The sequence below is a fragment of the Paenibacillus sp. OSY-SE genome, assembly GCF_000283315.1.
GTDB classification, from domain to species: Bacteria; Bacillota; Bacilli; order Paenibacillales; family Paenibacillaceae; genus Paenibacillus_B; species Paenibacillus_B profundus.
In genome coordinates this window covers 14,225-36,718 of the sequence record NZ_ALKF01000147.1, presented here as the reverse complement: position 1 = coordinate 36,718, position 22,494 = coordinate 14,225, and the positions used below count along the sequence as shown (strand labels likewise).

Sequence of the window (22,494 nt, the reverse complement as noted above, 5' to 3'; positions counted from 1 at the left end):
CTACTATGATGGGAGCATATCACATGGGAGCGGCTCTTCGTGTCTTGATTATTATCCCTTCAGCAGAAATTCATTGCCGTCCAGGTCTCTAAAGCTTACGTAGTTGCCCCACTGCATCTGCTGCGGTTCACCGGCAAATTCGACGCCCTTAGCCTTCATCGTCTCGTACGCGCCAAGCACGTCATCGGATTCGAAGACGATGGACGCCTTCTGCTCCTCCCAGTTGCTCATCATCGATTTCGGGTAAAGGACGAGGCGAGATTGCGCGCCTTCAGGCCCGACTTCCAGCCAGAAAGTGTTCGGTCCCATCGGGAATTCGGCCGTAACGGTAAAGCCGACCTGCTCCGTCCAGAATTGCTTCGCTCTTTGCTGATCTTCCACATATACGGCTACCGTAGAAATTTGCTTAATCATTCATCATCACCCCTTTTCGTGCAATATTAATATAGATTGTCCTCTATTCACATTCATAAACGGGCATACAGATTAAAGAACGCATGTTCTGATTATTCTATCATACGACTGAACACGGACACAACCGTTTGGCAGCGACATCGTTGCGAGGAACTTCTTGCGGCCAAAAGGCATATGCTGTCCCTAGGCTAATGTCTTCTTCGGATCGGATTATTATAGATGGTTAGGTAGATTATGCAATAAGAAATCTTCTGCAAAAGAGGTGCCAAATGCTATGGCTTGGGACATCACTCGCATCCCGTGGTCGGAGTACCGGGCGGCGGGCACGACGGAGCATCTGCCGAACGTCCTGCTTCAACTGCAACAAGCCGCCACTGTGCAACAAGCGGAACAAGCCTGCCGTCAGATTGAGAATACGGTCGTCGTGCAAGGGGCGTTATATGAAGCCGCTATTCCAACCGTCATCTGCTTGCTAGGCATCATGCAGCGCGCGACGGACGCGGCACGGCCATTCATGTTGGAACTGCTTGTTCAAATTGCGTCCGGGGAACCGGCGGAAGTCAGCATGGAGAGCGGCCATTCGCGGCTGAACGAGCAATGTATGCGTGAGATTGCCCGTGGTACGGCGGTTTACGTGGATTGGCTCGAATATGGAACCGGGACCGAACGGCTGCATTGCGTCGATCTGCTCGGATTATGCAGCCAGCGCGATCGGACGCTGAAGGAGCGTGTGAGATGGCTTTTTCAACGTGTGCTGCACATTGAGGAAGATGAACGGGTGAAGGAATTCTTGGCGTATTGGATTACCGAGCTGGCAGAGCGAACGCAAAGATAGGCAAAAAAGACACCGGGCACATGATTCCCGGTGTCTTCTTTGGTCTTATTTTCTTATTTTTTCAGATGCGTATCCAGAAACTTGAGCATGGCATTGTAGAACTCGATGCGGTTCTCTTCGTTGTTGAAGCCGTGGCCTTCATTGTCTTTGACCATGTACTCCACATCGATGCCTCTCTTTTTCAGCGCCTCGACGATTTGATCGGATTCCGCCTTGTTCACCCGCGGATCGTTGGCGCCCTGAGCCACGAAGAGCGGCGTTACGATTTTGTCCGCATGGAATACCGGCGACACCTCTTTGAGCAGTTCCTTGTCCTTCTCTGGATGGCCGACACGCTCATAGAACATGTTGCGGTTCGTCTCCCAATATGGAGGCAGCGTATCAAGCAGCGTGAAGATGTTGGACACGCCTACGTAGTCCACAGCGGCCGCGTACATGTCAGGCGTGAAGGTGATGCCTGCGAGAGTCGCATATCCGCCGAACGATGCTCCATAGATGCCGACGCGATCGGGATCAGCAATACCTTGCTTGATGGCCCACTGTACGCCGTCGGTGATGTCATTTTGAATTTTCCGTCCCCATTGCTTGTTTCCGGCATCCAGGAACGCTTTGCCATAACCAGTCGAAGAGCGGAAATTGACTTGCAGCACGGCATAACCGCGGTTCGCAAGCAGCTGCACTTCCGGATTGAAGCCCCACATGTCGCGCGCCCAAGGACCGCCGTGCGGGTTGACGATGAGCGGCAGCTGTTCCGGCGTCTTGTTCTTCGGCAGCGTCAAGTATCCATGAATCGTCAATCCATCTCTGCTCTTATACGAGATCGGTTGCATATCGGCCATATTGTCGGATTTGAGCCATTCGCTCAAATTGGCAAGCGGCGTCAACTGATCGGTTGTGGAATCATAGTAATAGTACATGCCATATGTTTTATCGTTGGACATGCTGACGATGAATTTGGTCATATCTTGATTGTAATCATTGAGGCCGATTTCGCTTTCCGATACGTTCAATTTGTCCTGCAGCTTCTTGTACAAGGCTTCAAATTTATCATCGAAAAATTTCACATGAACTTTATCCGTCATATAAGCAGTCATTAGCAATTTGTCTTGCTTCGCGTCGTACATTGCGCCTGCTAGATCCACATCTGGATGTGAATACAGCACGTTCTCCTTGCCCTGCAAATCGTACGTAACTAGCGCCGCTTTGTCACGGCCCTTGTTGGATACCGCATAGATGGTCTTGTTGTCTTTGGAGAACGCGAGCGGATTCACGGTATCTCCGGCTCCCATCGTGATGAACGGTTTGAATTCCTCCGCTTCCGTATTCCGGTACAGCACGGCGCCTTCGATGCCGTCTGACGCTACGGCGAGCCGGATTTTGCCTTCATGATCGGGAATCCAGGCTTGGATGTTGCCCGGGTTTTTGGCCACGAGCTTGGTTGCGCCCGTTTTCACGTTCAGCTTGTATACGTCGAACACTTTCGCATCGTCTTTGTTCATCGTGATGAGGATTTCGTCCTTCACCCCGGACAGCATGCTGACGAGACCGACGCGGACCTTATCAAACGGCGTCAAGTCCTTCTCTTCGTTGTCGTTGAAGGCTGCGGAATACAGGTGGTAGTTCTCATCTCCGCCCTTATCCTTCAAATACAATACATGATCGCCTTTCCAGAGGAATCCGGCAATGTCGCGATCCTTCGAGCTAGTGACGCGGACAGGCTCGCTGGAGCCGTCCATCTTCTGTACGAAGATATTCGCGCGGTTCTCCCATGGAGCGGCATAGGAAATATAGTTGCCGTCCGTCGAAAGCTGGTAGGCGAAGCTGCCCGGGTTGCGCATGAAATCCTCTACGGAAATCTGCGGCACTCCTTTATTGTCGATCTTGGACAGGCCGAGCTTCTTGTAGTTATCCAGAGCCGAGGCGATTTCACGAATCGTTGCTGTTTCTTGCTCATGCAGCTTTCCATCCGGGTAGCCCTTCATCAGGCCGAGTGCTTTCGCGCGCTCTGCATATTCAGCCAAGCTCGTCTCACCTTGCTCCTGATCGAAAGCACGCACCAAGATGCGAGCGACTTCGCCGCGCTTAACCGGTGCGTTAACCGATGCAAATTCCCCATCGGCAATCCATCCCTCTGCAGCGGCTGCCTTCATCGGATCGACACCATGCTGGTAAGTGAGTGCCGTTACGGTATAGCGTACGAAGTCGCTGACTGTCACGGTCGCGGTGAGATCGGCATTTTCACCGATAATCCCTTTCGACACAAGCGCGTTGACTCCAGTCTTGTACCATGGCGTGGCAGCGGTCTGCTCCTGCGCCATCACGGACATCGGAACGGATGCGACGAGCACAGCGGCGAGCGCCGCGGATATGACTTTTTTCTTCATCTAGTTAACCCCTCTCTATATGTACATCTATTCAAATTTAATTATACACCTTTATCTGGCTTACATATTTCATGGAAATCTTTACATTGTGAGCGGACAGACTCACTTCTCATTATGAAAAGTAATGCTCCTTGCAGAAACGAATTCGTTCCATAAGGAACTGCTGTGTCGTTGTGGCCCTCCCCCACCGGGAGGAGAAAGCCGCAGTGCCGCTGCCGGTGCGGATGCGCAGCGCCTCATTCACCAGAGGGTGCCACTGTGCAGGGAGCGCGGCAAGGGCATACTCTCCGGCGCCTGCTTTCGAGATGATATGTTGTTCCTGCAGCGTATATTCGATCCGGCACAGGGTGAGCACCGCGCTTTCCACCCATTCGTCGAGCAAAAAGCAGAGCCGCTTCTCCGCCTTCTGTGCCCAGTAGTCCTCGATGTTATATTTCAGCGTATCCGACACGTCGCGCCAGTCCGTCCGTATCAAAGGCTGCAGTTCCCGGCCGGCTACGGGAATGGCGTGATGCTTCAATGTCCACCACGTAATATGGTTCACATCCCAATAAGCGGATGGCTTGAACGTTCCACTGGCGCAGCAAGGGTATGGCTGCAATTCGCCATTGACTTTGCCCACATCCTCCAGACGAATGTACATGCCGTCCATTCGTTTGGCTGACGGGGACGAGCGCAGAAGACGTCGGTGAACATTCTTCAGGCGCGACAGCTCGTCAGCGGTCAAGCTTCGATTGATGGTTGTGACGAAGTCGATATCGCTTTTCTGATCGTCATAGGCCCCGAGCGCAATCGAACCATACAGGTGCACGCCATGGAATGCATCGGGCAGCTCGGTCTGCAGCAGTTCGGCATATTGCAGCAGCAGCGGGTGGATGGATGGTGGGATGCGGTCATGCATGACGAGAACTCCGTTCTCGTTCATGAACCTCGTACTCTTTGCGCAGTATGGCGTAGACGGCAAGGTCGACGAAGTTGCCATGCTCGAACTCATGCTGTCTCAATAGTCCTTCTTGCCGGAATCCGAGCTTGGACAGCACCTTGCCTGAGGCGGTATTTTCGGGAACGATGCTGGCCGCAATTTTGTTCAACTCCATGACGCCGAAGCCGAAGTTGATGACCGCTTGCGCGGCCTCTGGCATAATCCCGTGTCCCCAATAGGAGCGGGATAAGTCGTAGCCAAGCTCCGCCCGGCGATGATCCGGCTTGTAGTCTAGGAAGCCGCACGTTCCGATAAGCTTTCCCGTATCCTTTATTTCGATGCCCCATCTAAGTCCTGTGTGCTCTTGGAAAATGGTCGTATACCATGCGATTTCCTGCAGCGCGTGTTCCGTCGTCGTAAAGCGGGACAGCGGAACATACCGGATGACCTCTTGGTCAGAGAACAGTTCAAGAATGGACGGCGCATCCCGTTCCGTCACTTGCCTGAGGCGCAAGCGTTCAGTCTGCAGCAAGGGGAATTCCTGAAACAGATTTTTCGTGCTCATGTCCAAGCTCCTTTACTAAAGCGCCGTTATTTGGCGGTAGTTATAAGATATTACGGTTAGGGTCAGAAATGGTTGGGGAAAATTCACGTGCTGCGCAAAAGCGATTGGTGTGCATGAACGAAAAAATCGGCACACCCCGTTTGAGCTTGCAACGGATGCACCGATTTTTTTCATAAAGGTATTCATGTTATTCCCGTTTTTAGGGCGTATGAAGAAGCTGTTCAAGCGAGACAGGGAACAGGGGCTGCACGAGATCATAGACAGCCTGAGCGTACTGCTGAATTTCGTACTGGGAATCGTGCGCGAGCCGCTGATTCAAGAAGTGGCTCACCGATTGCAAGGAAGCGGTCCAATAGTAGGCGGTGTACATACCGTATGCCGATGGAATGAGCAGCCGCGCTTGCTCCGGCGCGATGCCCTGATCCAGTGCCCACTCATAGTCTTTCATTCCTTGCTCGATTTGGCGCATGAGCCGTTCTGTCGCTTCGCGTCCGATGTCTTCCCGCATAGGTTCACCGCTGCCCTGCTTGGAATGCTCCGGTTTGCTGCGCCATTGCAGCGGCTGCGGCACATAGTTCTCGACGTCGATCGTTATGTATCTGCGCGATGCTTCATTCCAAGCGTCCATCGTATGATCACTGCCGACGACATATTTCCAATGCTGTCTGGCAACCATGAGCGGCGCGTAGAATTCCAATTGCACAGTTGCGTGGCGGAATGGGGACGTATGCCCCTCCCTAGCGAGAAATTGGATGAGCTTCGTGTCATTGGGGGACAGCTCCTTGGATTGCTTCGCATAGGACACTCGGGCGCTGTTCACGACCGACAAGTCGCTGCCCATATGATCCACGAGCCGGACGTAGCCGCGATCAAGCACATTGATTTTCATTCTATCTGCTCCTCTCACTTTTTTTCGCAAACTAGAAATATCCTATCATAGATTTTTCCATGGTTGAAGGCAGACAGACATGCTTTGAAATGTTTTTCGTTTTGTTTTACTTTTTACTTGTGAAAAGGGAATGTGAGGACTGAAATACTTTAGTAAAAATTTTGTTTTAACTAGAATTATTGTAGTAAAAAAAGAGACAAAACCATGATAAAGATGGTAAATAAACTGATTTTAGCAAATAAAGGGCAAAATAGAGCTGGTATTGTGTTTTCAATCGATTTATTTAAGTAAAACATATTGACTTTTTACTATGGTAAAAAATATAATGAGAAACAACATCTTCTCCATTCCGACTGGCCCTGTACATCAGATGGTGTGGTCTTATCTAGCATCTTGCATACAACCTCCTAGATCAACTCACGTAGTAATTGGATTTTTTATTGTACAGTGCATGTTTCTCTAGAATCCGCAGCTTGTTCAACATCCTGATATGGCATGAATGTAGTTAGGCAATCAAATACAAGTAAGGGGTGCTTTTCATGCAAAAGGCGAAAGGCAAGTCATGGTTCATTGTTGTCATTCTTGCTTCTTTATTTCTGTCGGCATGTGGGGGAGGAGGGACGGCTGAACCAGCGCAAGACGGCAAGTCGGCCGGGAAAGTGACCGTTCGCTTCGCCACTTGGGATTCGGAAGAAAATCTGTCGCTTCAGCAGCAATTGATCGACAAGTTCAATGAAGCCCATCCTGACATTAACGTCAGCCTGGAGGCATACGGCAGCGAATACGATACGAAGATTGCGGCGGGAATGGGCGCCAAAGACGCTCCTGACGTGATGTACATGTGGAATTACCCGACCTACAAGGACGCGCTGGAGCCGCTTGATGAATATATCGGGAAAGAGGGCGCCGAGTTCAAAAACAATTACTATGAAACGCTGTGGAATTACAACTCTGCGGGCGGGAAGATTTTAGGCTTGCCTGTAGGCTACACGACACATGTTATTTACTACAACAAGGACTTGTTCGACAAGGCTGGGGTGCCTTACCCGAAGGGCGGCTGGACATGGGATGATCTTCAGGCAGCGGCCAAGAAGCTGAACAATCCAGAGGAGAGCATCAGTGGCTTCGCCTTCTCGGGTAAGCCGGATCCGTACGATTTTGAAATGTTTTTATGGGGAAATGGAACCGCTTACGTCGATAAGGAAGGCAATCTGCAAGGCAACGTCAACAGCGAGAAATCGATTGAAGTATTGACGATGTTCCAAAACATGCTGAAAGAAGGCTATGCGATTACGACCGAAGGTTCAGGCTCGACCGAAATGAAATCCGGTAAAGTCGCCATGTTCAGTAACGGAGCTTGGTCAATCGGAAGCTTGAAAGAGGCCGGGATTAACTTCGGCGTTGTCGAACTGCCTGCTTTCCGCGATGGAAGCGCTGTCAGCATCGTATCTTCCTCCGGTATTTCGATGTCGAAGGATTCAAAGAAGAAAGAAGCCGCTTGGGAGTTCATCAAATTTTGGACGAGCGAAGAAGCGAACAAGGCGCGCATCGATTACGAGCTGCCTGTATTAAAGAGCGTGGTCGAGAGCGAGAAGCTGCAGCAGGATGAACGGAAGCAAGTGTTCTACAACATGCTGGAGCAAAGCCAGGATTATACGCCAGCCTCGTATAAAGTAGAGAACTGGAGTGAAATCTCAGATCGGCTGGGACTCGTGTTCGAGCAAATCTTTAATCCGAGCACGATGACGGATCCGAAGGCTGCTCTAGATGAGGCGGCACAATAAGTTGTTGCGGTAAAAGGGGTGTGCGCACCCCTTTTTCCTTCAATATACCATCCTTATCGGGAGGTTCACTATGGAACAGGCAGTTGCTCGACATAAAAGAGTCCGCATAATAGGAAAATTGACTCCGTATTTGTTTATTTCACCTTGGATCGTCGGTTTATTGTTATTTACGATCGGACCGTTAGTTTTTTCGCTCGTCATGAGTTTTTTTGATTGGCCGGTAACGTCTGCTCCCAAGTTTGTCGGACTCGAAAACTATACGAAGATGTTCACGAATGACCCCCAATTCTATAAGTCGCTGGCTATCACGCTGAAGTTCGCGGTCCTGTATGTGCCGCTGAGCTTAATCACTTCGTTGATTCTCGCGATGCTCATATCGCAGCCTGTCAAAGGGGTCAAAATTTTCCGGACGATCTTTTATTTGCCCGCTGTCGTGTCCGGTGTGGCCGTATCGATTATTTGGGGCTGGATTTTCAACAGCAAGTACGGCATTTTGAACTATGCCTTGTCGCTGCTCGGCATTGAAGGGCCAAAGTGGCTGATCGATCCCGCCAGCGCCATCGTCACGATCGTCATTGCCAGCGCATGGGGCGTCGGTACGATGATGCTCATCTTCTACACAAATATTAAAGGCATCTCGCCGGATTTGTATGAATCGGCAGCGATAGACGGAGCGGGCTCCATCCGCCAATTTACGAGCATTACGCTTCCGCTCATTACGCCGACCCTTTTCTTTAACTTGATAACGTCAACGATATCCGCGTTGCAGCAATTAACGCTCGTTTTGCTGCTGACGAACGGCGGCCCGTTGAAATCGACGTACTTCTACGGATTGTTCGTGTACAATAATGCGTTCAAGCATCACAAGCTTGGATATGCCAGTGCGAACGCCTGGTTCATGTTCGTCATCATCCTGCTGTTGACGGCGCTTATCTTCAAGTCTTCTTCCGCATGGGTGTTCTATGAGAATGAAGTCAAGCATGAACGGAAACGAGGGGGCAAGAAGAAATGAAAGTGTCCAAATGGCATAAAGCAATCGTCTATCTTTTTTTAATCGGATTTGCGATTTACTTCTTGCTTCCTTTTGTCTGGATCGTACTGACCGCCCTGAAGACGGAAGCTGAAGTCCATCAATATCCGCCGGCTATTTTTCCAGGCATGCCGCAATTCGTTAACTTCGTGAACGCTTGGAAAGCCCAACCGTTCGGTCTGTATCTCATGAATTCCGTCACGATCACTGTGTTGACGACGCTCGGACAATTGATTTCCTGTTCGTTAATCGCTTACGGCTTTGCCAGATACCATTTTAAATTCAAAAATGGCCTGTTCATCCTGCTGCTGGCTACGATGATGATTCCATGGGACGTCACGATGATTCCGTTATATATGCAGTTCAATCTGTTCGGCTGGATCAACACGTTGAAGCCGCTTATCGTGCCTGCTTTTTTTGGCTCGGCCTACTATGTGTTTTTGCTGCGGCAGTTCCTCATGAACGTTCCGAAGGAATTGGAGCATGCGGCCAAGATCGACGGCGCGAACGACTTTCAGACGTATTGGAAAATATTCGTGCCGATTATGCAGGCTCCGCTGACGCTCATTGCCGTATTGAACATGCTGTCCGTCTGGAATGATTATTTGGGCCCTCTTATCTTCTTGCAGGATCGGACCAAGTATACGTTGGCGCTCGGCCTCGCCTCGTTCAAGGGCGTGCATGAACTGCAGATTCTGCCGATCATGTCGATTACGATCTTGATGATTATCCCGCCTGTCATTGCCTTCCTGTATGCGCAGAAGTATATCGTGGAAGGAATTAGCGGCGCCATTAAATAGCAGAAAAGGGGTGGGGTTGTGCAATTGGATATTTCCAGAATTCCCTTTAGCCGATTTGGTTCCTATTTCGCAGTGTCCATAGAGAGGGACACGAATCGATTGGTTGTCAGGGACTTGCATGGAGGAGACGAAGCGCCGAGCAGCATCTTTGTGCTGGAGCTTATGAAGGACGGCCAGGCCGCCGCCTATGATCTCGACGTGACGGAGACGAGGCTGCGCATCATCCATCGGCACAATCAAGCGGAGTATGCCGAGCTGTGCATCAGCGATGAAGACATCATTCATTGCCGACTTGTTGGGGTGTCTCTGAAGCTGACGGCCGTGAAAACGCGCTATGATAGTCTCATGCCCTACGGGCCGAAGCAATGGGAATATCATCTGTATTCGAAGGAAATCAAGCTGATGTTCACCTTGCTCCAGGGGAATGCCTGCATCCAAGCTCCATGGAAGATGGTCGGCAATGACAGCATCGAGCTTATCATGAATCCAGACGGCGATCAGGATGAAGGGTGCGTCTTCGTCATTGAAAGCTATAAAACGGTATGGCGGAAGAAGGAGTATGAAGATTACGAACAGGCGCGCGAACGGGTGGAGCGCCATTATGAGCAGTGGCTGCGGCAGATGCCGGCGGTTCCAGAGCGATATGAGCCTTCCCGCAGGCTGGCGGCCTATATCACCTGGTCGTGTGTCGTTCACCCTGAGGGACAGCTTAAGGACTACGCGATGTACATGTCGAAAAACTGGATGTTCAACATTTGGAGCTGGGACAACTGCTTCAATGCGATGATGCTGAGCGATCACGACCCGCAGCTTGCCTTGGCTCAACTCGACATCTTCATGGCGCATCAGGATGAGAGCGGCATATATGCCGATTTCATCAACGACAAGTTCCTGTCCTTCAATTGCTGCAAGCCGCCTATTCATGCATGGGCCTTCGCGCGCATGAGAGAGCGGAATGCATGGTTCAATGAGCGGGAGATCGTGGCCCGCATGTATGACAGCTTGGCGAGGGCGACGAACTATTGGCTCGACCATCGTCGCTCCGTGGCTTCCCGGCTGCCGGTCTACAACCATGGGAACGATTCGGGCTGGGATAACGCCTCCATCTTCCATGACGGCATCCCGGTGGAAGCGCCCGATCTGGCGGCGCATTTGATTCGCCAGTTGGATATTTTGAGCGGCATGGCTGCCGAATTGGAGCGGGAGGATGAAGCAAAGGCATGGACGGACAAGGCGGATGAGCTATACGGACTGCTGATGGAGCGACTGTATCGGGATGGCCGCTTCGTGGCGAGATATGCGCCAGAGGACCGGATTATTGCGCATCAAGACAGCTTGATTCTATATATGCCGCTCATAATCGGCTACCGGCTGCCTAGTGAAGTGACCGCAACGCTCGTGAACGGCTTGGCCGAGAGATTCGAAGCGCGATATGGCTTATGTACGGAAAGCTATCACAGCCCCTTGTACCGGGACAATGGCTACTGGCTGGGGCCGATCTGGGCGCCTGTCACCTACTTATTCATTGATGCCTTGCGGCACAATGGGTATAATGAATTTGCATCTCGATTAGCTGACAAATTTATGGATTTGACGCTGGTCGGCGACATGGCGGAGAACTTCGATCCGTTCAGCGGGCAAGGCTTGGTCGATCCGGCCTTTACATGGACATCAAGTGTATTCCTTATGCTGGCCAGAGAGTCCATCCAACCGCCGGAGGAACATCATGAGAAAATATTCAGGTGAAATTGGCCTGCTGCTAGTTGCCATCATCTGGGGAACCGGATTTGTTGCCGGAGCGGTCTCATTGGAATCGTTAACTCCTTATCAAGTGATGGCCATCCGCTTTTTCATTGCCGCAGTGCTGATTTCCGTTTGTTTCAGCAAGTATTTCCGAACTTTGACCAAATCAACGATCGGCGCAGGTATCGTGTTGGGCGTGTTTCTGTATCTTGCCTTTACGCTGCAGACGGTCGGCTTGCAATATACGACTCCGTCAAAGAACGCCTTCTTGACGGCCATCAACGTCGTGATCGTACCGTTTATCGGTTATTTCTTATATCGGAGAAAGCTGGACAAGTACGGATTAATGGGTGCGGTTCTGGCCGCGATTGGTGTCGGTGTCCTATCCTTGGAATTCAACTTCAGCTTGAATATTGGGGATGGGTTGACGCTGCTTTGCGCCGTTTTCTTTGCGCTTCATATTTTTTTTACATGCGAATTCGTTAAGAAGCATCATCCGATAGAACTTACTATTATCCAAATGATTGTGGCGTTCCTGCTGTCTTTCCTCGTCATCGTGTTCCGGGGGGAGACGCTTGATATCAATATGAATACGAAGGGGCTGCTAGCAGCATCGTATTTGGGCATTTTCAGCACGACGATTGCTTTCCTCCTGCAGACGATAGCGCAGAAATATACGACCGAGACGAAAGCAGCCATTATTTTATCGACGGAAGCGCTGTTCGGCACTCTTTTCTCCGTGCTCATCCTGCATGAGATGATGACGCCTCGCATGATCGCCGGCAGCATCTTGATACTTATAGCGATCGTGACGGCAGAAACGAAGCTCAGCTTTTTACAAAACAAATCGGGGCGGCGCATGAATTAGACGCATCACAAAACAATGAATGAGACGGGCCGGGGGTGCAGCAACCTGCGGCCCATCGTCGTTCACGTAAGGAGGATTGCAATGATAACGATCCGTGAATTCCGCCCGCCGGATGTCCAGCAGATGGTGGAGCTGTTCTATGACACCGTTCATACGGTAAATGCGCGCGATTATTCCAAGGCCCAGCTTGAGGCTTGGGCGCCGCGGGCTGAGAAAGAGGCGCGAGCGGGGCAGTGGCTAAGCTCGTTCCGCGATCGATTCGCATACGTTGCCGAATGCGGGGGTGACATCGTCGGGTTCGCGGACATGACAACGGAAGGTTATTTGGATCGTTTGTATGTGCACAAAGATTATCAAGGGCAGGGCGTTGCTTCGGCTCTCGTTGCCGCTCTTGAACGGGATGCGGGAAGGGCAGGCATCCGCACGATACGAACCGATGCAAGCAAGACGGCGAGGCCGTTCTTCGAGAAGCAAGGTTATGCGGTAATACGTACCCAGAATGTGGAAAGGAAGGGCGTCCTACTTACGAATATTCGGATGGAAAAGGAATTGCAAGGGGATTATGTGCCGGAATGACTAGCGCCTTGAACGCTTTTCATGAATGTATTATTTTACTGAAATCCATGATATAAATTGGTTAATGCATAAGAATTGTTTTCATATCATGATAAAGATGGTAATATATAGGTGGTCAATTACATGCAAGACAAAGGAAGGTGAGTTTGTGAGTGCCGTTGCTGCGAAGCCTGCAACACTCGGGGAACTAATACAGTGTTATCGCCAGAAAAAAGATATTAGTTTGTCTAAGCTCCAAGAGCTTATCGGCATCGATAAGAGCAGCTTGTCGCGGATTGAAAACGGGGAGGTTAAACGCCCCGATTTTAACATCATTCAATCCATTGCTGCTGAATTAGACATCCCCAGTGACGACATCGTAGAACTGTACATCGAGATTGGGCACAAATCAGATGTGGTTTTCTCATTTTTGCAAAAAGCGCTCGAAGCGCCAAGCAACGCATCTTTAGTAGCCAAGATAGCCGCCAAGTTTCTCGAATCATCGAATGAAGACAGCTTGGACTTGGTTGAGAAGTTGTACCAAACGACAGACTCCGTAGAGGATACCTCCATTCAATTATCTTTGTTTAACCTCATCATTGACTACTCACGCAACCATGGAATTATGCCCTATATTGCTAAAGGTTTGTATCGGAAATACATGATCGAACGAAATGATTTCAGTAAATTAAGTGAAACGTATCAATCCGGTAAATACATTTTGGACTACGCCAATTTTCTCAGCAAAAAAGAGCGGATTACACTTTATTACTCTTTAGGCGTTCACGCATTCAGTCTATTGAAACATTACGAATCAATAAGATTCAGCGAATATGTTATCGAAAATGACATTCCCGAAGGCGAGTATCGAGCGAATGCGATCTTTAACGCTTGTAATTCCCACTACTATTTAGATGAATACGCAACCAGCAAGACTTATCTTACTGAATACAGTAAATTTCCCTTTTTGTACGTCGAGGATAATGTCAAATTAATGAATGGTTGCCTAAGCGGAAAAACTGGAGATGTTGAATTAGGAATTGATCAATTAGAGGAGTATTTAAATAATCCATCTGAATACAATCTTATATATGCTGTAACTATGCTGATGGACTTATATCTCATCAAGCGGAATTATTGTTCGGCCAAACTATTGCTGAAATATGAAGCTGAAATGGAGATATCCCTTCAAAATAATTGTACAACTCCGGATAAACGCTCAAAGCTAGCACTTTTCTATAAGTTAAAAGGAGACTTGTTGTTGGACGACAACATAGAAGAGGCTTTTGATTGTTACATGAAAAGTGCGTTGGAGTATATGAAGATCTCCCTTCATGGCAAAGCTTTTGAGATGTTATATTTGATGACTAATGCAATGGATGGAAGTCCTCATTTAAATCAAAAAGCGATTCGTAAATTAAGTACTGCGTTCAATTTTTTAAGTCAATAATTCAAAGAAAAGGACTGGTTGACATGAAGAATTGGTTGTCAGGGACACCGGTTTATATTGTCGCAACACTCTTCTCAATAGGTGTAGTTGTACTCTTAGGCGGTGGAGCCCCTTGGATAATAGATACTTAAGCATAATGAAGGTCCAAAAGATTGATTCTGTACTCCAATCTTTGAGTGCAAAATAAATTAAGGGAAGGGTTGATTGGCGTGAAAAAACTGTTGTCAAAAATGCCGACTCTTATAATGCTCACGCTACTATCAGTTGGAATAATGAATGTAAATGACTTTGCTGCTTTTGTGGATGTTCCTTGGATAGCTTGATGCCTAAACCTGAGGGAATAAATAAATCCAAACACTGATGCCTAACAAGGGCATCTTTTTTATATACACGTTTAGCATGAATAGTTGCATAAAAAAACATAAAAAAGGTATTTTTGCCCAACGACATCTATAATCAAGTCAAAGATACAGTTTATGGATGAGGCGAACCCCATCATACACTGTCATTAATTACGAAAGGGTGTCCCGGCAATTGAGCCTTTTTACTTTTGTTACGAAAAACGTGATGACTTGCTTGATAAAATAGAAAGTGTCCGTCAGCAATTGATACAAGCGGTGGCTGAGAAGAAAAGTTTCACAGATGTTGAGATTGTCATGCTAAGTCAGCAGTTGGATGTGTATCTTTTGGAATTTCACAAACGAAGAAAACAAAACGATGGAGAGTGAAGAGTTAATTTAAGTACTAAATTTATAATAAACGAAGGGCTACGATTGATAGTATGATCGCAAAGTATAGGTGGCGGGTAGTTAACAATGCATGTTTACTGGTCGACGAGTTTTAGAAGTTCCTCTTTATTATAATTATCATATCTGATACGCCACTGATCATTTATTTTCTCCAGATCCATTGTTCCTTCTAATTTGATTTTGCTCTTACTATTTTTCACGTCAGTAAGGACCAGATTCATGCTATATGTTAATTCAATTTCTACATCATTTTTACTTTTATCATTTACTTTAAATTCAATTTTTTCTGGATTGATATTAACCTGTTTTGTTTTTGCAACATTTATTGACAAGGCTATTGTCCGATTAGCGATCTCCGTTTCCAAAAAATTTTCCTTTAGAAATGGTGTTAATTTCTCCTTGATTTCTTCAATACTTGGAAGATTGTTATGGTCATGAACTTCAAATTGAATCTTTTTGTATTCGCTTGCTGTCTTAATCGCATCATCAAAAGTATTTCCGCAAGAACTCAGTAAAAACATTAAAATAAAGATGGAAAATAAATAAATTTTTTTCATTAGAATTATAGCTCCCTTCCAATAGATTATGAAATTTAACTTGAACATTTGCGAACATGTTAGTTTCGTATAAAATGGTAGTCACCATAACGAATCATTTTATACGAAACTCAATATGATCTACACCCATTTTTACACAGCAGAACGCGTACAATTAGTAAACTTTTCAACTGGTTTGGTTGGTCTACACGAGCAATTACAAAGGAATAATTAGAGCGACACCACTTTAATCCGCTAAATCAAACGAAACGGAAATTACACCGATCACGGATGGGAGTTTACTTGCTAAAAGTCTCTAGATCAGGTTTCTTTCAATGTCCCTCTGTACCCTCTTTTAAAATTTATCAATCCTGTAACTTTGACACAAAATCGAAAGCGCTCTTAAGAAATATCCTTTCTTCTTCAGTAAAAGGATCGAGTATATTTGGTTGCTCAGATTGATTTGTTGACTCTATTTTTATGTTTTCTATCTTTGATAGCGTTTGTTTGTAGAGAGCTACAAACTTCTTAATGAATGCTTGTGCTTCATTGGAATCAGGACTTACCTTGTTAGTTGCTAGTTGTTTTAAATCCGTAAACAATGAAAAGTATTCCCTGTCGAGAATGACTCGTTCTGCACTTCTAAAATTGTAAATTGAATTTTCGATTTGATTATATTCATCAAGGTTTTCTTCTTCCCAAAGGATGGAGTGAAGAATAAAGCAAAAAACTCTTAAATCCACAAATTGTTGGTTGGCAATAATGGTGTCCATATGTTCTAGCTGAGCGATTGTCTGCTGAATTCTCTCTTGCTCTGCAATAAGCTCTCTTTTTTTAAATGCAATTGATCGGCTTATGTGCTGTTGTTCAATTTGTTGCAATTCAAATAAACTTGCGATGTCTTTGAGTGAAAACCCTATAAACTTTAGTGATTGGATTTGTTGTAAACGATTGAGGTCATCAGAACTGTACAGTCGGTGTCCTCCTTCTTTATAATCACTAGGCGTCAGCAAACCAACTTTATCGTAATATCTAAGAGTCCGGATCGTTACACCCGTTCGTTTAGCCAGTTGCCCGATTGTCAACATTGTCAACATGTTATGGGACATGTGAGTACCCCTCTTCTATATATTTTGTTTCCTTATTTTTAATGTAGGGGATTGCTGGATAATGATATGACTTTTGAAAAGCAATGCGTATCATGGCATACAAAATGATCAATGTTTCTATAGCTAAAAAAGCATACTTATACCATGATGGTAAAAAACTACTAGTTACAAACAGCGGAAAGATCGTTAAGTGAAAGTTAAGTGCTTTGCGACTTGCTTCACGATAATACCTGTGTTTTTTTCTTGACACTAAAAACATAATAAGTGGTGGTAAGACACCAAGCAACAGTGAAATTCCAAGCATTAATTGTACGAAAAAGATTTCTTTTTTTGTTGGTTTAATCATTTGAGTCACCTTTCTTTATTTATTTCTCAATTATCAGCATAAAAGGTGACGTAGGTAGAGCTTCAAGAATAAGTTTGAAAAAAGTTTAAGTAACTTCGTAAGGATGTTAATTCCAACTGATTCTTCTTTAACACCCAATTGCGGCGGTAGTTATATGTTAGAACTCATTAGACGATATTCCAACCATATTAAAAATGCTGTATTTGCAACAGGGGATGTATTGTTAATGTATTGTTTACTTGTACGTCAGAGAGAACGCATTCAAGGCACCGGAATTCGTCCCGGTGCCTTGAATGCGTTCTCTATTTAATCGCAATATAAATATCGATCTGCGCATCCTCAGGGTTCACGCTCCGCTCATCATAGCGCTCGAAGTCGCCGGTAAATGTGCGCTCCATGCCGGAGGTTGCGGACCATTTCCAGATGGCCTGCCACGCTTCGGTGACGACCTTGACGAACGGGCCGCGTTCGGTGGTGAACACGGCGTACTTAGCTACGGGTACGACTGTGGCAGCCATGCCTTCTGGAACGGAATCAAGCGAGCTTGCGCTAGAACCGATGAGTATCGAGTATTCGCCCACGGCGCCGTTCTCATAATCGTGATAGCAGCCATAGATGACGCCCGGTTCAGCCGGATTCGGAATCTTCGCTTGCACCTGATCCTGCCAGAATTGCTCCCACAGCTGCGGTATAACCCCTTCCGGCGTGAATTCCCGCGCATTCGTCGTGCGCGCGGAAACGCCGATAAGCTTCAGTTCCTCCCGCTCCACAATCGCGACCGGCTGCAAGGACGGCGTGTCATTGCCGTGTTGGGCGGCCCAGCGCTTCAGATTGGGCAAGTATCCCTGCAGCATCGTGCGGGCAGCTTGCTCTTCCATGCCGTTCTCCACGACGAATGGCACGCAGAGGTCGATCATTTCATCCAGTGTCATGTCCGGCTGCGTAAACGCGCCATTCTGGTAGCAGTGAATGCAATAATCTTTTACTTTATTGTTATCCTTGTCCGTTCCGAGCTGCTCCTCGGTCTGCAGCGGCATTCCGCAGCTTTGGCATTCGCGTTGCAGTTGTTGTTGAGTCATTGGTATCACTCCTGTTTCGTTTTGTCTTCAGTATACAAGAGCGAACTTGACAACCTTCTGTCAGGTTTAAAATAAATAAACAGAACAGCTTCTTAATATTTGGTTGCGATATTGGAGGCGATGCTGCGAATCTTGCTGCGAATATGCTCCGGCTCGATAACCTCCACGCCTTCGCCGAAGCTGAGAATGAAGCCATACAGCCAGTTATCCTCTGGGAAGGGAACGGATACGACAAATTTGCCTTCCTCGTCTTCCTGCAGTTCTTCGATGCCGAACCATTCTTCGGCCAGATGCTTGACGTGCGGTTCAAAGCGCAGCACGATTCGGACCGTCTGATGCGGCGCATTCCAGTCTCGTTCCCATGGAAGCTGATTGATCGGTATATCCTGCCGCTCGAATTGCCGCGCTTCCGTCACCATATCCTTGATACGGAATAGCTTGAAAAATCGAAACTGCTCGCGCAGCGTACAGTAGCCGTACAAGTACCATCGCTGCCGCTTCAATACCAGTGTGTACGGTTCGACAGAGCGTGTCGTCACTTTGCCTTCCGCGCTGCAATAGGTGAAGGTTACCAGTTGCTGTTGCTCGATGGCTTGCTTTAGCTTCACTAACTTCTCCTCAATCCGGCTATGATTGCCCCACGGCGAGAAATCAACCATGAACTGCTTCGTCTTAATGTTGAATTGCTCCGAATCGGCAGGCGGGACAATGCTGCTTATCTTCTCCAGCAGCATGTCGTTCTCCTGACTGCGGTAGGAGGAGGAGATGCTATGCAGCGCTGTGACGATAGCGGCGAGCTCGTCGTTCGTCAGCAGATTGCGATCGAGCCGGTAGCCTTCCGCCAGCCTGATGCCGCCATTCGCCCCTTGAAAGGTGACAATCGGAATGCCAGCCTGATTGATGGCCTCGATATCGCGGTAAATGGTGCGCACCGACACTTCGAACATGTCAGCGAGCTCCTTGGCCTGCACCATTTTCCGGTTAATGAGCAGAATGACGATGGACAACAAGCGATCTATTTTCATTTCTTATCATCTCCGGTTTCCCTCAGAATGTTAACTTAGGCTATCATACGAAGTTTTTGCAATGGAATATTCTATAAGAAACGATCACATTTCCAGCAATAAGGATACGCTGGCAAGCACTTCTCTCCATTCTCCCTCTCGTTCAGAAGAGGCCTCCCTCCGCAGGGTGAGTTAACTTTGGTGTACATGTCCCTAGTAATATTGCTTCTCTGACGATGCAGCAACATCACCGTAGATCACACCGCCTAGCGTCTGAGACATGCGGGAATCGTTGTTGCTGACCGAAGGGGAGATTGAGCGGAAACGCCGAACGGAGAGAGTATCGCCTCTTACTAAGTTATGTTATACCAAAGGATACGAGCGAGGCCAATTTATTTTTCTTCATATCAAGTGCGATAATTTATGATGGTTTCGACGCTTATAGGTATAGGGGAGGAAGGCGCATGCTTCTTTCGATTCATTTGCGAAACATGATGTAGATGTTATTGAATAATATATTTTTAAATATAATTAAAAGGAGGCATAATCCGCCGCTTTTTTAAGGGCACAAGAAAGTTGTGCGCAGAAGGAAGGTTTTTTATTTCACTATATATGTAAACGCTTTTTGATCAGATGAAGGAGTGAAATCGTGAATGAAGATGTGGAAACAAGGTTTAAGCTTGCTGATAGCTGCATTTCTGATGACATCGGTCTTATCTCCAACTGCTTCTGCCGATTACTTCCCTAAAGATGATGAAAAATCAAATCACGCTTCGAATATCGCCTTGATCTACACAGGATATTATAACCCCGACAATTATGATGGCGTGAAGGTCGGAGACTATAACAAGGATCAATTTCTGCCCTATGTTGGTTACTTGAATGAACAGGGCGTGGCGGAAGATTATTTCTTCGATACTTTCTTGATGTTAACGACACAGTCGCCTTATAAGGGGAGTCTGGCACGCTACTACGATTGGGTGGCCGGCAGCAAGCCAGGCACTTTACAAGACTGGAAATGGGCTATGGACCGGATGTTCGAGAAAGGGCTGCAGTTAGACGGCTTGGAAGAGGCTGTTGAACAGGTAGGCGCCGATCTGAACGATCCCGGCAAAAAAGTGAATGTTTACTTGACGATGCCCTTTCCGGATCCGCAGTGCAAGGACTTCGGCGATTTCAACGGCGATGGACAAGTGAAAAACTTGGAAAGCTTGGACACCCGCAAAGAGCTTAACCGCTGGTATATCGATACGATGACAGACAGATTCAACCAGCGCAGCTATAAGCACTTGAAGCTAAGCGGCTTCTATTGGCTGCAGGAGGATCTGGATACTGGCGTTCCGGGTGAAAAGGAGAGCGTGCAATATACAGCGGAATGTTTGCATCAGCACAATATGCGGCTCGGGTGGATTCCTTTGCGGGATCGGCAAACGGAAAACGCCACTTTCTATATCGACGATCTCAAGCTGGTGAAGTACGAAGGGATGAAGCAGGCACCGGATTATGCGATTAAGCTGACTTCTGCCATTCCTGCGATGGATGTGGGGGCGGTCTGGACTCCTGCCGTCGAAAATAAAAGCGAAAAGGATGCTCAAGGCCAGCTGGTCACAGTAGAAGCGGTATTTTCGAGTTCGGAGCCGAGCGTCATCGAGATTACGCCAGAGGGAACATTGAAAGCGCTTCAGGCCGGTAAAGCCGTTATTCGGGCTGCAGTTGGAAATATCGAAGCGGAATCCAAGGTTGTCGAAGTGTCGCCCTGGCGATTCAACCAACTGAAAGGAGCGGATTCCATCATCGAAATGGATCCGGGGTTAAAGAATCCGGTCATTCGCGATCCTTTACAGGGAGGGAAGCAATACGTAGTTAAGGATGGAAGTAACATCAAAGTGGCTCATAAGTACAACGAGCGCTATGATATGTGGCTCGTATTCGACCATTTCGGGGCGAATAAGCTGCACAGCTTTTATGAATGGCGGTTAAGCCCGAACGAGGGCAAGGAGGTCAGTCCGGATTTGAAGCGGGCGTCGAGCGTGCTGCAAGGGGAAGGCTCGGATTGGATTGGGCCCTAAATTGTGAAAGCAAATGAGTCCGGCAACGCGAACGGGCAAGATTTTACAGGGGGAAATCACAACTACGACGGGGGCATGGATAGTTACCCGACAGCGAGAACGGTTCAATATAAAGTGTGGGCCGACGGAGTGGAAGTCAAAGACGGTCAAGTGATTCCGAACAGCAAGGTGACGATTCAAGTCGTTAACTATATTCAAGGATACAATACGAAGCAACAGGACGGCGGCGGTCGTGAAATATTGAAAGAAACGGTCACCTACGACATTGCAGGCGGTCAAGTTCGGGTAAATAACGAAATCGAAGCCTTGGAAGACGTCACCTTTTACAAATATTACGGGCTGCAGTCGGTCAATGGCGCTTGGAATGACGAGATATGTTATTATGCCGGGGATAAGCTTGCAGCCCGCAGTTCAGCCGCAGGCTATAGTGATTCCGGAACGAAAGCGGAGCATCCGGAAGTTGATAAATATGTGCTTCGCTCCAGCAAGCAGGAAGCGGGACAGCATCATTTGCTCGTCTGGCTTGATCGCGATTATGGTCTGGGTAAATTACAGTATCTTGCGGATGAGCGCCCGGTTGTCTTTACTCAAGATTATGGAAAAACTTACTTTTTGCAGATTGTGGATACTGCGCCGGAACTGAGGAAGGGCGAAACTTTTTCTTGGCGCAGTGGTTATCATTTCTTCTCTGCACCATCTAATGAAAAAACGATAACGTTGAAAAGTTACTTCGAAAACGGTTATCTTATTCCCGTTAGCGATGCTTCATATGAGTGGGACATCGTTGGCGATGCGATTGAAATGATCAGCCAGTCCCAAAATCGGATAACGATTAAAGAACCAAATCCAAACCCAAATCCAGCGGAGAGCGCAATGGTTATAACGAGACTGATTCCTTGAATGGAGCAGGCCAGAAACGGTGATTGTTTCTGGCCTTTAAAGCTTAGCCGATTAAGAGCGCAGGGTGTCAATAGCCGGTAGGGTGAAGGAAGCCAGATTCGGCGGCAATTGCTCCAACGGGAACCACTTTACTTCCTGGAGCGCTCCGCCTTCCTCCATATTGCGGGCTTCGCCCGCGACGACTCTAGTCGCGTAGATGACGGATATCCAATGATCTTCCCGCCCCTCGTCTATCGTTTCTGCTGTACAGAGCAGCCGCTGCACCTGCACTTGAAGCCCCACTTCCTCCATGACTTCACGGACGACGGTATCCTCCAGTGTCTCGTACAAGTCGACCTTGCCCCCGGGAATGCTCCATGTATTCTTCTCTGGATGACGGGCCCGCAGGACGAGCAATATTTCGTTCGAATCATTAATGATGACGGCACCCACGCCGACTCTAGGTTGAGAATTCAACGTTATC

Annotated in this window: 22 protein-coding genes; 11 read left to right on the top strand and 11 right to left on the bottom strand. The window is 47.7% G+C overall.

Annotation, left to right across the window (positions count from 1 at the left end):
- Positions 1-51: 51 nt before the first annotated feature.
- Positions 52-414, bottom strand: coding sequence for a VOC family protein (locus A372_RS0104515; protein WP_019419653.1), 363 nt, complete (start codon positions 412-414; stop codon positions 52-54).
- Between the two features lie 274 nt (positions 415-688).
- On the opposite strand from A372_RS0104515, the gene A372_RS0104510 reads away from it, so the two are divergent.
- Positions 689-1,249, top strand: a complete 561-nt coding sequence (locus A372_RS0104510) for a hypothetical protein (protein ID WP_019419652.1) — start codon at positions 689-691, stop codon at positions 1,247-1,249.
- Positions 1,250-1,302: 53 nt separating this feature from the next.
- On the opposite strand, the gene A372_RS0104505 is transcribed toward A372_RS0104510, so the two are convergent.
- The 4 genes from A372_RS0104505 to thyX form a co-directional block, all read right to left on the bottom strand.
- Complete coding sequence (locus A372_RS0104505; protein WP_019419651.1) at positions 1,303-3,633, bottom strand: prolyl oligopeptidase family serine peptidase; 2,331 nt, start codon at positions 3,631-3,633, stop codon at positions 1,303-1,305.
- A 112-nt stretch (positions 3,634-3,745) separates the two neighbouring features.
- Entirely contained in the window at positions 3,746-4,558 is an 813-nt protein-coding gene (locus A372_RS0104500) for an aminoglycoside adenylyltransferase domain-containing protein (RefSeq protein ID WP_237728486.1), read from the bottom strand.
- Positions 4,527-5,120, bottom strand: coding sequence for a GNAT family N-acetyltransferase (locus tag A372_RS0104495; protein WP_019419649.1), 594 nt, complete (start codon positions 5,118-5,120; stop codon positions 4,527-4,529). Before A372_RS0104495 ends, A372_RS0104500 begins: the two co-directional genes overlap by 32 nt.
- Before the next feature lie 199 nt (positions 5,121-5,319).
- Positions 5,320-6,009 carry an FAD-dependent thymidylate synthase gene (gene thyX, locus A372_RS0104490; protein ID WP_019419648.1) on the bottom strand — a complete coding sequence of 230 codons (690 nt, stop codon included), beginning with the start codon at positions 6,007-6,009 and terminating at the stop codon, positions 5,320-5,322.
- A 539-nt stretch (positions 6,010-6,548) separates the two neighbouring features.
- Here thyX and A372_RS0104480 point away from each other — a divergent pair.
- From A372_RS0104480 to A372_RS38390, 8 genes are all read left to right on the top strand, one after another.
- Positions 6,549-7,793, top strand: a complete 1,245-nt coding sequence (locus tag A372_RS0104480) for an ABC transporter substrate-binding protein (protein ID WP_019419647.1) — start codon at positions 6,549-6,551, stop codon at positions 7,791-7,793.
- 70 nt (positions 7,794-7,863) lie between these two features.
- Positions 7,864-8,805 (top strand): carbohydrate ABC transporter permease, encoded by a 942-nt coding sequence (locus A372_RS0104475; protein ID WP_019419646.1) that lies wholly within the window; start codon positions 7,864-7,866, stop codon positions 8,803-8,805.
- Positions 8,802-9,623 (top strand): carbohydrate ABC transporter permease, encoded by an 822-nt coding sequence (locus tag A372_RS0104470; RefSeq protein ID WP_019419645.1) that lies wholly within the window; start codon positions 8,802-8,804, stop codon positions 9,621-9,623. Before A372_RS0104475 ends, A372_RS0104470 begins: the two co-directional genes overlap by 4 nt.
- A gap of 18 nt (positions 9,624-9,641) precedes the next feature.
- On the top strand, positions 9,642-11,369 hold the full coding sequence (locus A372_RS0104465; protein WP_026010899.1) for an amylo-alpha-1,6-glucosidase: 1,728 nt from the start codon (positions 9,642-9,644) through the stop codon (positions 11,367-11,369).
- On the top strand, positions 11,350-12,234 hold the full coding sequence (locus tag A372_RS0104460) for a DMT family transporter (RefSeq protein WP_019419643.1): 885 nt from the start codon (positions 11,350-11,352) through the stop codon (positions 12,232-12,234). The genes A372_RS0104465 and A372_RS0104460 overlap by 20 nt, the downstream gene beginning before the upstream one ends.
- A gap of 81 nt (positions 12,235-12,315) precedes the next feature.
- Positions 12,316-12,810: a GNAT family N-acetyltransferase gene (locus A372_RS0104455; protein ID WP_019419642.1), complete on the top strand. Its 495-nt coding sequence runs from the start codon at positions 12,316-12,318 to the stop codon at positions 12,808-12,810.
- A gap of 148 nt (positions 12,811-12,958) precedes the next feature.
- Entirely contained in the window at positions 12,959-14,239 is a 1,281-nt protein-coding gene (locus A372_RS0104450) for a helix-turn-helix domain-containing protein (protein WP_019419641.1), read from the top strand.
- Between the two features lie 572 nt (positions 14,240-14,811).
- Positions 14,812-14,967, top strand: a complete 156-nt coding sequence (locus tag A372_RS38390; RefSeq protein ID WP_267934220.1) for an aspartyl-phosphate phosphatase Spo0E family protein — start codon at positions 14,812-14,814, stop codon at positions 14,965-14,967.
- Between the two features lie 95 nt (positions 14,968-15,062).
- Here A372_RS38390 and A372_RS0104445 read toward each other — a convergent pair whose 3' ends face one another.
- From A372_RS0104445 to A372_RS0104425, 5 genes are all read right to left on the bottom strand, one after another.
- Complete coding sequence (locus tag A372_RS0104445; protein ID WP_019419640.1) at positions 15,063-15,545, bottom strand: hypothetical protein; 483 nt, start codon at positions 15,543-15,545, stop codon at positions 15,063-15,065.
- A gap of 344 nt (positions 15,546-15,889) precedes the next feature.
- Positions 15,890-16,633 (bottom strand): MerR family transcriptional regulator, encoded by a 744-nt coding sequence (locus tag A372_RS0104440; protein WP_019419639.1) that lies wholly within the window; start codon positions 16,631-16,633, stop codon positions 15,890-15,892.
- Complete coding sequence (locus A372_RS0104435; RefSeq protein ID WP_019419638.1) at positions 16,623-16,979, bottom strand: DUF4870 domain-containing protein; 357 nt, start codon at positions 16,977-16,979, stop codon at positions 16,623-16,625. Before A372_RS0104435 ends, A372_RS0104440 begins: the two co-directional genes overlap by 11 nt.
- A 302-nt stretch (positions 16,980-17,281) precedes the next feature.
- Positions 17,282-18,058 (bottom strand): effector binding domain-containing protein, encoded by a 777-nt coding sequence (locus A372_RS0104430; protein WP_019419637.1) that lies wholly within the window; start codon positions 18,056-18,058, stop codon positions 17,282-17,284.
- Between the two features lie 92 nt (positions 18,059-18,150).
- Positions 18,151-19,083: a helix-turn-helix transcriptional regulator gene (locus A372_RS0104425; RefSeq protein ID WP_019419636.1), complete on the bottom strand. Its 933-nt coding sequence runs from the start codon at positions 19,081-19,083 to the stop codon at positions 18,151-18,153.
- Positions 19,084-19,715: 632 nt separating this feature from the next.
- On the opposite strand from A372_RS0104425, the gene A372_RS35295 reads away from it, so the two are divergent.
- Entirely contained in the window at positions 19,716-21,131 is a 1,416-nt protein-coding gene (locus A372_RS35295; protein ID WP_019419635.1) for a DUF4855 domain-containing protein, read from the top strand.
- 3 nt (positions 21,132-21,134) lie between these two features.
- Entirely contained in the window at positions 21,135-22,031 is an 897-nt protein-coding gene (locus tag A372_RS33245) for a hypothetical protein (protein WP_019419634.1), read from the top strand.
- Positions 22,032-22,082: 51 nt separating this feature from the next.
- Here A372_RS33245 and A372_RS0104415 read toward each other — a convergent pair whose 3' ends face one another.
- Positions 22,083-22,487, bottom strand: a complete 405-nt coding sequence (locus tag A372_RS0104415) for an NUDIX domain-containing protein (RefSeq protein WP_019419633.1) — start codon at positions 22,485-22,487, stop codon at positions 22,083-22,085.
- Between the last annotated feature and the right edge of the window lie 7 nt (positions 22,488-22,494).